Source organism: Oceanibaculum pacificum, assembly GCF_001618175.1.
Classification (GTDB): domain Bacteria; phylum Pseudomonadota; class Alphaproteobacteria; order Oceanibaculales; family Oceanibaculaceae; genus Oceanibaculum; species Oceanibaculum pacificum.
This window is the reverse complement of sequence record NZ_LPXN01000008.1, coordinates 1-10890: the sequence shown is the minus strand read 5'-3', so window position 1 is coordinate 10890 and position 10890 is coordinate 1. Positions and strand designations below refer to the sequence as shown.

At 65.8% G+C, this 10890-nt stretch carries 14 protein-coding genes, 1 tRNA gene and 1 pseudogene; 7 read left to right on the top strand and 9 right to left on the bottom strand.

What is annotated here, in order from left to right:
- Positions 1 to 18 precede the first annotated feature (18 nt).
- From paaG to AUP43_RS18845, 4 genes are read right to left on the bottom strand one after another with little or no spacing between them, the layout of a single operon-like run.
- Positions 19 to 804, bottom strand: a complete 786-nt coding sequence (paaG, locus tag AUP43_RS01495; protein ID WP_157089184.1) for a 2-(1,2-epoxy-1,2-dihydrophenyl)acetyl-CoA isomerase PaaG — start codon at positions 802 to 804, stop codon at positions 19 to 21.
- Between the two features lie 17 nt (positions 805 to 821).
- Entirely contained in the window at positions 822 to 1667 is an 846-nt protein-coding gene (locus AUP43_RS01490; protein WP_067551643.1) for a creatininase family protein, read from the bottom strand.
- A 27-nt stretch (positions 1668 to 1694) separates the two neighbouring features.
- Positions 1695 to 2069: a type II toxin-antitoxin system VapC family toxin gene (locus AUP43_RS01485; RefSeq protein WP_067551640.1), complete on the bottom strand. Its 375-nt coding sequence runs from the start codon at positions 2067 to 2069 to the stop codon at positions 1695 to 1697.
- Positions 2066 to 2368: a FitA-like ribbon-helix-helix domain-containing protein gene (locus AUP43_RS18845; protein ID WP_232314848.1), complete on the bottom strand. Its 303-nt coding sequence runs from the start codon at positions 2366 to 2368 to the stop codon at positions 2066 to 2068. The genes AUP43_RS01485 and AUP43_RS18845 overlap by 4 nt, the downstream gene beginning before the upstream one ends.
- A gap of 108 nt (positions 2369 to 2476) precedes the next feature.
- On the opposite strand from AUP43_RS18845, the gene AUP43_RS01480 reads away from it, so the two are divergent.
- The gene (locus AUP43_RS01480; RefSeq protein ID WP_067551637.1) at positions 2477 to 3688 is read left to right on the top strand and encodes an argininosuccinate synthase; all 1212 of its coding nucleotides are present in this window, start codon (positions 2477 to 2479) and stop codon (positions 3686 to 3688) included.
- Positions 3689 to 3807: 119 nt separating this feature from the next.
- A complete protein-coding gene (locus AUP43_RS01475; RefSeq protein WP_067551634.1) occupies positions 3808 to 4383 on the top strand; it encodes a PAS domain-containing protein in 576 nt (191 codons plus the stop codon).
- Here AUP43_RS01475 and AUP43_RS01470 read toward each other — a convergent pair.
- The gene (locus tag AUP43_RS01470) at positions 4353 to 5045 is read right to left on the bottom strand and encodes an NnrU family protein (protein WP_067551630.1); all 693 of its coding nucleotides are present in this window, start codon (positions 5043 to 5045) and stop codon (positions 4353 to 4355) included. The two genes, AUP43_RS01475 and AUP43_RS01470, sit on opposite strands and share 31 nt — an antisense overlap.
- A gap of 58 nt (positions 5046 to 5103) precedes the next feature.
- Here AUP43_RS01470 and AUP43_RS01465 point away from each other — a divergent pair, with 58 nt between their 5' ends.
- Positions 5104 to 5370, top strand: a complete 267-nt coding sequence (locus tag AUP43_RS01465; RefSeq protein WP_067551627.1) for a DUF3253 domain-containing protein — start codon at positions 5104 to 5106, stop codon at positions 5368 to 5370.
- 34 nt (positions 5371 to 5404) lie between these two features.
- Positions 5405 to 5584 carry a hypothetical protein gene (locus AUP43_RS01460; RefSeq protein WP_198154784.1) on the top strand — a complete coding sequence of 60 codons (180 nt, stop codon included), beginning with the start codon at positions 5405 to 5407 and terminating at the stop codon, positions 5582 to 5584.
- On the opposite strand, the gene AUP43_RS01455 is transcribed toward AUP43_RS01460, so the two are convergent.
- Complete coding sequence (locus tag AUP43_RS01455) at positions 5585 to 5776, bottom strand: zinc-finger domain-containing protein (protein WP_067551621.1); 192 nt, start codon at positions 5774 to 5776, stop codon at positions 5585 to 5587. It abuts the gene before it with no gap.
- A gap of 139 nt (positions 5777 to 5915) precedes the next feature.
- Here AUP43_RS01455 and AUP43_RS01450 point away from each other — a divergent pair, with 139 nt between their 5' ends.
- The 3 genes from AUP43_RS01450 (at position 5916) to AUP43_RS01440 (ending at position 8276) form a co-directional block, all read left to right on the top strand.
- Positions 5916 to 6926, top strand: coding sequence for an ABC transporter ATP-binding protein (locus tag AUP43_RS01450; protein WP_067551618.1), 1011 nt, complete (start codon positions 5916 to 5918; stop codon positions 6924 to 6926).
- 19 nt (positions 6927 to 6945) lie between these two features.
- On the top strand, positions 6946 to 8115 hold the full coding sequence (locus tag AUP43_RS01445) for an alpha/beta hydrolase (protein ID WP_067551615.1): 1170 nt from the start codon (positions 6946 to 6948) through the stop codon (positions 8113 to 8115).
- Positions 8116 to 8199: 84 nt separating this feature from the next.
- A tRNA-Arg gene (locus AUP43_RS01440) sits at positions 8200 to 8276 on the top strand.
- Between the two features lie 535 nt (positions 8277 to 8811).
- Here AUP43_RS01440 and AUP43_RS19660 read toward each other — a convergent pair.
- The 3 genes and pseudogenes from AUP43_RS19660 to AUP43_RS01425 form a co-directional block, all read right to left on the bottom strand.
- Positions 8812 to 9786 (bottom strand): annotated as a pseudogene (locus AUP43_RS19660) (recombinase family protein); the annotation flags it as partial.
- Entirely contained in the window at positions 9783 to 10100 is a 318-nt protein-coding gene (locus AUP43_RS01430; RefSeq protein WP_067551609.1) for a hypothetical protein, read from the bottom strand. The gene AUP43_RS01430 and the pseudogene AUP43_RS19660, both read right to left, overlap by 4 nt.
- A gap of 424 nt (positions 10101 to 10524) precedes the next feature.
- The coding region (locus AUP43_RS01425) for a recombinase family protein (RefSeq protein ID WP_157089181.1) at positions 10525 to 10890 on the bottom strand (366 nt) is incomplete at its 5' end.

The window sequence follows — 10890 nt, the reverse complement described above, 5'->3', positions numbered from 1 at the left end:
ACCCAGCTCCGGCTAAGGCTATCGCCCCTTGAACGCCGGCACGCGCTTCTCGCGGAAGGCGGCGACGCCCTCACGGTAATCCTCGGTGCGGCCGGCCTCGCGCTGCAGATCGCGCTCAATGGCGAGCTGGCTGTCGATGGAATGGGTGCTGGAGGCCTGGAGCGCCTGCTTGGTCAGTCCCAGCGCGCGGGTCGGCTGGGTGGCGAGGTGGCGGGCCAGGCTCGTCGCCTCTCGCATCAACTCGGCATCGGGAACCACCTGCCAGATCAGGCCCCAGTCGGCGGCGCGCCGAGCCTCCAGCTTGTCGGCGGTCAGCGCCAGCCCCATGGCGCGGGCATGGCCGACCAGGCGCGGCAGCAGCCAGGTGCCGCCGCAATCCGGGATCAGCCCGATCTTCGCGAAAGCCTGGATGAAGCTGGCCCCCTCGGCCGCCAGCACGATATCGCAGCACAGCGCGAAATTCGCCCCGGCCCCGGCCGCCACGCCGTTCACCGCGCAGACGACCGGCTTCGGCAGGGCGCGCAGCCGCTTCACCAGCGGGTTGTAGCGCTCCTCCAGCGAGGCGCCGAGGTCGATATCCTCATCGATCACCTTGCGGTCGCCCAGATCCTGGCCGGCGCAGAAGCCGCGCCCGGCGCCGGTGATGAGGATGGCGCGCACCGCCTCCTCCTTCTCCGCCGCGTCCAGCGCCAGCGTCAGCTCGGCCAGCATGACGGCGGTGAAGGCATTCAGCCGGTCCGGCCGGTTCAGGGTAATGCTCATCACCCCCGCTTCGATCTCGACCAGCAGCGTCTCGTAGGCCATATCCATCTCCCTTATCCTTATTCTTTCAGCAGGTCGGCCGGCAGCGTGTCGATCTCGTGCAGCAGTTCGACCAGCCTGGCGGCGGCATGCTCGACGATCAGCCGGCCCTTGCGCGCATCGGCCAGGGCGGCATTACCGACCGCGCCGCTATAATGCAGATCCTGCGTCATCCAGGCGAAGCCGGCCTTGGCGACCAACGGGTGAGTGCGCTCCAGGTCGATCAGCCGCGAGGGGAAATCGCCCAGCCGGTCGAGCCGCACCTTCTGCGGCTCCAGATGCAGCATCATCGAGGTCTCGACCGCGCCGCCATGGATGCCGTGGATCAGCTCCTCCTCGGGGAACAGGCCCTCCGGCATCTCGGCCTGCAATTCCGGCGGAATCTCCGTCGGCAGGCCGAAATCGAACCAATTCGCGGTGATCGCCAGCGCCCCCAGCCGCGCCCGCAGATCGACCGCGACGATATCCATCACCTGCGGCTGCCCGCCATGCGAGTTGAACAGCACGAATTTGCGAAAGCCCGCCCGGGCGGCGGATTCGGCGATCTCCGTCACCTGCCGGATCAGCGTCCCGGCGGTCAGCGTCAGCGTGCCGGGAAAGCCCTGATGCTCGTTGCTCTTGCCGACCTCCACCATGGGCAGCGCCAGCGCACACAGGCTGGCCGGCAGCCGCTCCAAGGCGCGCGCCAGGATGCCGGCATTGAGGTCGGCATCGACCGAGAGCGGCAGATGCGGCCCATGCTGCTCAATGGCGGCCAGCGGCAGGATCAGGATCGCCCGGTCGCGATCCAGCGCGCCGATCTCGGACGCGGTAAGATCGCGCCAATAGCGGCTGGGGAGAGGATCGTCAGAAGAAAAATGGGTCATGATAGAGGCGACCCTGACGCGCAGCCGCTAGCGAATCAACCGGATTTCTACTGGCAAGGAAAGCTTCGCCCAGGCTCGATCTGCCGTAAGAACGGGTGCATCCAGACTTTGCGCCAAGGCAAGGCAAGCGCGATCCCCGAAAGATAGCCCGTATGGCCGCGTCGCTGGGACCAGCCTCGCGCTCAGCAATGCGTGCGCCTCGGTGAAAGGAAACACAGAGCCGACAGCATCGTGGAGCGGCGGAAGGAAAATCTCGACGTCGGGGTGATCACGCGCCAGACGACCCAGAACCTCCGCCAGATTGACGCTGGATATGCAACTCGGTCCTTCCTTCAACAGAGCCTCGCCACCCACTTCCCCGAATTGCAGGGCGAGGACCGTGGAGGCGTCCAGAACAATCATGCGGCGTCAGTTTCTTTCGCTGCTTCCGCGCGCCGCTCTGCGATGAAATCATCCACTACATGGGTTGGCTTGTTTGCTCCATAAGCGGCGGATGTACGGGCTCTCAGTGCCTGCCACGCTTCCAGCCGCCGCTGCGTTTGCTCTTCCGAGCATGCGGATACGAGAATGGCTCGAACCTCTGCCTCCATGGAACGGCCATTGGTCGCAGCGCGCACCCGCAAACGGGCGTGCACATCATCGGGCAGCTTGCGAATCGTCAAGGTAGACATGCTGGCAATGTAAGCATTGAAAGCAGTCAAGTAAAGAGCGCCTGAAGACCATCGCCACCCTCTTGCCGGGGGGCGGCTTTTCCCTATACTCCGGCGCTTGCTCGAATTCCCTAATCTACGTCAGAAGGCGCGTTTCCCATGGCGGACAAGAAAATCAAGAAGGTCGTGCTGGCCTATTCCGGCGGCCTGGATACCTCGGTGATCCTGCGCTGGCTGCAGGATGCCTATGAGTGCGAGGTGGTGACCTTCACCGCCGATCTCGGCCAGGGCGAGGAGCTGGAGCCTGCCCGCAAGAAGGCCGAGATGATGGGCGTGAAGGAAATCTTCATCGACGATCTGCGCGAGGAATTCGTGCGCGACTTCGTCTTCCCGATGTTCCGCGCCAATGCCCTGTATGAAGGTCTTTACCTGCTGGGTACCTCGATCGCCCGGCCACTGATCTCCAAGCGCCAGATCGAGATCGCCGAACAGGTCGGCGCCGACGCGGTCGCCCACGGCGCCACCGGCAAGGGCAACGACCAGGTGCGCTTCGAGCTTTCCTATTATGCGCTGAAGCCGGACATCAAGGTGATCGCTCCCTGGCGCGAATGGGACCTGAACTCCCGCACCAAGCTGATCGACTATGCCGAGAAGAACCAGATTCCCATCGCCAAGGACAAGCGCGGCGAGGCGCCCTTCTCGGTCGATGCGAACCTGCTGCACATCTCCGCCGAGGGCAAGGTGCTGGAAGACCCGTGGCAGGAAGCGCCGGACTATGTGTATTCCCGCACCGTCGATCCGGAGAAGGCCCCGGACACCCCGACCTATATTGAGGTCGAGTTCGAGAAGGGCGACGCAATCGGCATCGATGGCGTGAAGCTGAGCCCGGCCGAGCTGCTGACCAAGCTGAATGAGCTGGGCGGCAAGAACGGCATCGGTCGCCTCGACCTGGTCGAGAACCGCTATGTCGGTATGAAGTCGCGCGGCATCTACGAGACGCCGGGCGGCACCATCCTGCTGGCGGCCCATCGCGGCATCGAGAGCATCACGCTGGATCGCGGCCAGGCGCATCTGAAGGACGAGCTGATGCCGCGCTATGCCGAACTGATCTACAATGGCTACTGGTTCTCGCCGGAGCGCGAGATGATCCAGGCCGCCATCGACGCCTCGCAGAAATATGTCAGCGGCACCGTCCGGCTGAAGCTCTACAAGGGCAATGTCGATGTGGTCGGGCGCAAATCGCCGTTCAGCCTGTACAGCGCCGCGCATGTCACCTTCGAGGAGGACACGGTCTATGACCAGCGCGACGCCCAGGGCTTCATCAAGCTGAACGCGCTGCGCCTGCGCCTCGCCAAGAACGCCCGGGGCTGAACCGCTCCAGGTTAAGAAGCAACGCCGCCGCCTCGGGCGGCGTTGTTTTTTATGCGCCCCCACAGCACGGCCCTTCTTCTCGATGGCGCCGGCTGCGGGATTACATATAGATAATATGCATGCCGCCTTTCGCCGATCCTGACCTGTCGCATGTCGTTGAACCGCGTCTCCAGCGGTTCGCCGATTATTGGCGCGACAAGCGGCGCGATCTGCCGATCCCGCGGCGCGCGGACATCGACCCGGTGGACTTTCCCTGGCTGCTGCCCAATGTCTGGCTGGTGCATTACGAGGCGGCGTGCGACCGCTTCCGATACCGGCTGGCGGGGGAGCAGATCAAGGAGGTCCATCCCGGCATCGTCGCCGGGCAATATATGGACGAGTTCATGTCGCCGGCGGTGTTCGAGGCGGTCAACCAGCATTATCGCCAGATCATGGGGCAGACCACGGCGTCGCCCTTGATCATGCATATGCGCGGCTTCATCTATCAGCGCCACAATATCGGCCTGACGGCGGTGGGGGAGCGGCTGATCCTGCCGCTGCTCGACGGCGACGACCGGCCGACCATCATCTTCGGCGCGACGATCTATTCCTATGACCACAAGGTGGCCGCCACGCTGGACAGCGACCAGACGGTAACGCTGACGCCGATCGATTATCCGCCGCTTCAGCCCGTCAGCGCCACGCCCGCAAAATAGGGGTGCCCCAGCACCGCCAGCGCCAGAGCGATCAGCGTCGCCAGCACCGGCTTCCAGCCGATGCCGCGCCAGTCGAACCGGGTGCGTCCCTGCAGGATGGCCAGGAAGGGAATCGCCGAGGTGGTCAGCGCAACAGGCCCCCAAGCGGCCCCCATGCGCGCCGCCCGCTTCGCGTCGATGGCCTGCATGCCGCCAAAGCTGAGAATCGCCAGGCTGCCGAACAGCACGATGCTGGCCTGATCGCCATTCGGCGCGATATGCGCCAGCGCCCACAGCCCGATGCCGCACAGCACCGGGTGGCGGGTGATGCGGAAGATGCCAGGCGTCGGGTCCGGAGCCTCGAAGGCGCGTTCGCCGCCGACCGCCGTCGGGTTCGGCTTCATATAGCCGCACACCACCAGGAACAGGGCGACCGGCATCAGCGTGAAGGTCAGATGCCGCGCCCAGGACGGCGGCGCCCAGACCTCGATGTACGGCGCATCGACATAGGCGAAGACCAGCCAGACGAACAGGATGGTCGAGACGCCGGAATACATGCCGAGGAAGCCGCGCTCCCCCAGCCGGTCGGCCAGCAGCGGCCGCAGCAGGCCGCTGGACAGCAGGAAATGACTGCCCACAAAGCACAGGGCGGCGGCGAACAGGGTTTCGATCGATCCGGTCATGTGCCGGACTATACTGGAAAGCCGAGGCCGGCGATAACGTCGGAAAGGAGAAGAGACGATGACAGAGACGGATCTGCGCGCCGAGTTGCAGGAAGCGATCCTGACGCTGGCCGCCGAACGGGGGCCCGCCAAGTCGATCTGCCCGTCCGAAGCCGCCAAGGCGGTGCGGCCGGATGATTGGAACCGCCTGATGGGCCTGACCCGACAGGCCGCCATCCAGCTCGCCCGCGCCGGCCGCATCGACATCCTGCGCAAGGGCAAGCCGGTCGATCCGGAGGCGGTAAAAGGCGTCATCCGCCTGCGGCTGGCCGCTGGCGGGGAATGAGTGCCGTCCCCATATCCGTGCTATAATGCCGCAGATGAACGCCGATACGCCGAAGCCGAACGAAAAACGCCAGCGACTCTCGACCGAGGCGCTGGCGCAGATTGCCGTCTTGCTGGGTTTTGCGGTGATCGGCGTGCTGGCGCTGCCTTATGTGGCGGAAAGCGCGCTGCTGCAGCAGGTATGGATTTCCATCTGCGGCCTTGCCGGTCTTTAACTAGTGGTGGCCGTGCGGCTTCGCGCCCGGCTTCAGCGTGAAGCGCCGACCGCAATAGGGGCAGTCGATCTTGCCCTCGTCGCCCAGATTGAGGAACACGCGCGGATGGCCCAGCGCGCCGCCGCCGCCGTCGCAGGCCACCCGCAGCTCGGTCACCTCGATGATTTCCACTGGCTCGATGCTCGCGGACATGCTGTTCCCCTGACTGATCCCGGATGTTTGCCGCCTATTGCCACAAACATCCCATAAGATTGCCCTGAATTTCGGCGGATGATACCCATTGTCGCCGCGCGATCAACCGGCTTCGCACGTAAAGCTAGCAGGAGACAGCATGACGGCCGCCCCGAACAATACCAACGGCCTGCCCGACAACGCCATCGAGATCACCGGCCTGACCAAGCGCTATGGCGGGCGGTCCGGCGAGACCCACGCGCTGAAGGGCATCGATTTGGCCATTCCGCGCGGCAGCATGTTCGCGCTGCTGGGGCCGAACGGCGCCGGCAAGTCGACGCTGATCAATATCCTGGCCGGGCTGGTGCGCAAGACCAGCGGCACGGCGCGCATCTGGGGCATCGATATCGACGCGCATCCGCGCCAGGCCGCCTCTGCCATCGGCGTGGTGCCGCAGGAGCTGAACCTGGATGCCTTCTTCACCCCGCGCGAGGCGCTGGAGCTACAGGCCGGCATGTATGGCGTCCCGGCGTCCGAGCGCCGCACCGACGAAATTCTGGCCCGCGTCGGCCTCGCCGACAAGGCGGATTCCTATGCCCGCCGGCTGTCCGGCGGCATGCGCCGGCGACTGCTGGTCGGCAAGGCGATGGTCCACAACCCACCCGTTCTGGTGCTGGACGAGCCGACCGCCGGTGTCGATATCGAGCTGCGCCAGCAGCTTTGGGCCGAGGTGAAGCGGATGAACGCCGAGGGCGTCACCATCGTCATCACCACCCATTACCTGGAAGAGGCGGAGGCGCTGTGCGACCGCATCGCTATCATCAACCAGGGCTCGCTGATCGCCCATGACAGCAAGGAGGCGCTGCTGCGCCGGATCGACGGCAAGGCGCTGATCCTGACCCTGGACGCGCCGCTGGACGCCGTGCCCGCCGCCCTCGCCCCGTTCCAGCCCGAACTGCGCGCGGATGGGCGGCGGCTGGTCATCCAGTACCGGCCGAGCCGGGTGCGGATCGCCGACATTCTCGACGCGGTCGCGGCCAGCGGCCTCGCCATCGCCGATCTGTCGACCGAGGAAACCGACCTGGAGGATATCTTCCTGCAGCTGACCCGCGGCGCAACGGCGGATGCCGGCCCGGCCGACGGTCCCGCCTGGACGGCCTCGGCGGCGTGACCCGCCGGAAGAGCCGCCGATGCCGATTCCGGTCAGCGATCTAGGGATGCCGATGGCCTTGCGCTTGCCGTTCCGCCTGATGATCGCGGTGTGCCTGACAAGCCTGGCGGCCGTCGCCTGCGTCCCCAGCCTGGCGCCCGTGGGGACGGTGCCGTCGGAGCCCAGCCTGTCGCCGGCCGCGCCCGCGCCTGGCCGCGGCGTGGTCGCCGACCCGGCGGTGCTGCGGGCGCTGGACGTCACCGCCGAGCATGGCCGCGCGCTGATGCCTGACGGCATGGCGCTGCCCTACGATTACTATGCCCCGATGCACCGGCCGGCGACCGGCGTGATCGTGGCACTGCACGGCTTCAACGATTATCGCGGCGCCTACCGGCTGACCGGGCCGGCGCTGGCCGCCACCGGGCAGATCCTCTATGCCTATGACCAGCGCGGCTTCGGCGATGCGCCCTATCCGGGCCGCTGGTCCGGCATTGCCCGCATGACCGACGATCTGCGCGCGATGGTGGCGCTGGTGCGCGACCGGCATCCCGGCCTGGCCGTCACCATACTGGGCCATTCCATGGGCGGGGCGGTGACGCTGGCGGCGCTGAGCGGCGAGAACCCGCCGCGCGCCGACCGGGTCATCCTGGCGGCGCCCGCTGTCTGGGGCCGCAGCACCATGCCGTTCTACCAGACCGCCGCCTTGTGGGTCGGCGCGCATACGCTGCCCTGGATGACGGTTACCGGGCGCGGCCTGGGCAAGCTGGCCTCCGACAATCTCGACATGCTGCGCCAGCTCGGCCGCGACCCGAAAGTGATCAAGGAAACCCGGATCGAAGCGATCTGGGGCCTGGTGAATTTGATGGATGCGGCGCTGGAGAGTTCCGCCCGGCTGCCGGTCCCTGCGCTGATCCTCTATGGCGACCGCGACGAGATCGTGCCCGACGCGCCGATCTGCCGGATGCTGCGCCGGCTGCCGCTGGACCGCGCGGAGAGCCGCCGCATCGCCGTCTATCCGGAAGGCTGGCACATGCTGATGCGCGATCTGAACGGCCCGGTGGTGCAGCGCGATATCGCGCGCTGGCTGGACGATCCCGCCGCCCCGCTGCCCTCCGGCGCGGAGGTCGCCCAGGGCTGGCCGCGCGATCTATGCGGCCCGGGCCCGTTCGACGCGCTGTCGGCCGCCAGCGCCGCCGCCAGGCCGCGCTAAGCTATTTGCAACCCGCCCGGCTTTCGCCTATGGTGCGCCTCGCTACGCGCCGGCCGGCCCCGCTTGGGCCCGCCCGCCCCGGATGCACCCGTAGCTCAGCTGGATAGAGTGCTGCCCTCCGAAGGCAGAGGTCACAGGTTCGAATCCTGTCGGGTGCGCCACTCCATCTCCCCCCTGCAAAACCTGTGTTAAGAGCTTGAACGGCAAGGACATATCAGCCGTTCTAAATCCTTTGCCGCGCCGATAGCGCAGCGGCTCCGCAAAGGCCAGTTTCAGTAGCGAGCGACGGTCTTCCAGGCGACCCGTATTCCAGAGTTTCCAGGGGTTTGCGAGGAAGTCGAGGGCGGTTCTAACAGTGTCCTCCAGGGCGCCTTTCGGCCCGGCCTCGGCAAGGCGCTCGCGGATCGCCAGTTTTTCCTCCTCCAGCTTGCGGATGCGGTCCTCATAGGCCCCGATCACGCTCGGCACGCTGGCGTCGAGGATGCGCTCCAGAAGCTGGGCGACCTGCTTCTCGACCTTCACCAACTGAATCTTCAGCACCTTTGCCTGCTCCTTCGCGTGGAGCGACTGTCGGTCCCAGAGATCGGCCAGCATTTTCCGTGCCGTCTTATAAAGAGTCTCGGTCGGCTGAAGCGTCTTCACCATCGCCTCGAACTCGCCCTCGATGACGGCCCGCCGCACGGACTTGCCGTAGCAGCTGCAGCCGCGCTGCCGGCACAGGTAATAGGGATGACGGGTGCCATGCGCGCTGCGCGACCAGCAGGCCGTCAACGGCGTGCCGCACTCATCGCACAGCACATGGCCGCGCAAGGGGAAGTCCTCGTTGATATTGGGCTGGCGGGGCGCATAGACGCCGCCATCGAGCCGGTTCAGGATTTTGCGGTGGGTATCGAGCGTGATCAGCGCCTCATGCTGCCCTTCGCGTAAGGACACGCCCCAGACCGGCGCTTCGACCAGACCGGCATAGACCGTGTTGCGCAGCATCTGCGTAACGCGGGTGTTGCGGACCAGGCCTCTTCCGTCCTTGGGGAAGATCGGGTTGGCCTGAAGGAAGCGCATTACGTCGGCCTGCGTCTCGAAGCGGCCGAAGGCATAGCCTTCCAGCGCCTCGGCCACGATGGAGGCGAGCGGCTCATCGCGGCGGATCATCTTGCCCCGCCCCGAGACGCGCACATAGCGATAGCCGACCGGGGCCGCGAAGGGCCAATAGCCGTTTTGCACGCGGGCTTTCATCCGGTTGACGGTCTGCTCGCCGTTCTTCTGCCGCTGGTGCTGCGCAACGCTGGCCAGCAGATGCTCAACCAGCAGCGAGTCCGGGTCCTCGCCGAAGGCGATGGAGGGGGATTCCAGCACGCCCCCGGCGCGGGCGATGGTCGCCCGTAGCTCGATATGCGCCTGTAGCCCGCGCGCCAGGCGCGACAGATCGTCGATCAGCACGACGGTGCCCTTGGCGCGCCGCTTGCGGATGAACTCCAGCATCCGCGTCATGCCGGGCCGCTTGGTCAGGCTGCCGGACACATCGTCGCTGAAGACGGTCAGCACCGCATAGCCCTTCAGGCGGGCATAGTCGCGGCAGCGCGTCTCCTGGGACTTCAGCCCATCCCCGGCGGTGGTCTGCTTGATCGAGGAGACGCGGCAATAGATCACCGCTTCTCGTGAATGCTGGGTCATGGCGAGGTCTCCTTCTCTTTGGCGGTCTCCGCTGCGATTGAATGGGTAGAGTCTACAGAATCTCCCGGAGCGAGGGACGCCCCGTCGCCCTCCTGGAGAAGTTGTTCACAGATATTGCCGTCAAAGCCCATGCGCACGAAGGTGGTCATGATGTGCCAGAGTGCCTCCAGCAGTTCGGTCTCCTGCTCCGTCGTCAGGTTGTACTCCGCCAGATCGACGCGATAGCGCTCAACGTCGAGAGCGAAGCTCGGCAGCTGCGGGGCTTCCGACAGCTCATCGTTCTCGACCGTGTAGGTGTCATATTCTTTGGTCACGTTCGTCTCCTTTCACTACTGTGGTAGTGTATAGAACATTTAGCGAACATCGAAGGAATTGATTCCTAAAGCGCATGCACCCGCATTCAGTGGGGCGGGCGCAGATAGGCTGAATCCGGCTGCCGGCATGGAGCAGCTCCAGGCGACGGCGAGCACGACACGGGCGAGCCGGTGACGGGTTTTGAGATCGACTGCATGGAAGCCTCCTTCGTGCGCGGCGGGACGGAGTCCCGCTTCAAAAAAAGCGCATCGAAGGAAGGATCGACTTTTAAAAGGATGCCCTCGGCGTCAATCGCTGGGAACCCGCCGCGCGCGCCCGCTATGCGCGTTCTGCGGCGGGAATCGCCGAAGACAAGGAATTCCGCCAAAAGCGAAGCAGGAGGTTTTATCCAAAAGGCGGCTGGGCGGCCAAGCGGGAACCCGATCAGGCCGGAACGGAAGCCGGTTCCAGAATCGAAACCCGCTCAATGGAACGGGTCACCGTTGAGGCGCTGACATTCATCGTCCTGGCGATGACGGCTATCTTCTCGCCCGAGCGCGCCAGCGCCGCCGCCTTGCGTATCTGGTCGAGGGTGAGCTTCTGCGGCCGGCCGATCCTGACCCCGCGCCGCTTCGCCGCCAGCATGCCGGCGCGGGTCCGCTCGCGGATCAATTCCCGCTCGTATTCCGCCATCGACGCCATAATGCCGAAGATCATGCGCCCCTCCGGCCGCGTCGTGTCGATGGAAGCGCCTTGACCGGTCAGCACCTGCAAGCCCACGCCGCGCGCCCGCAGCTCCTCGACCAGGGA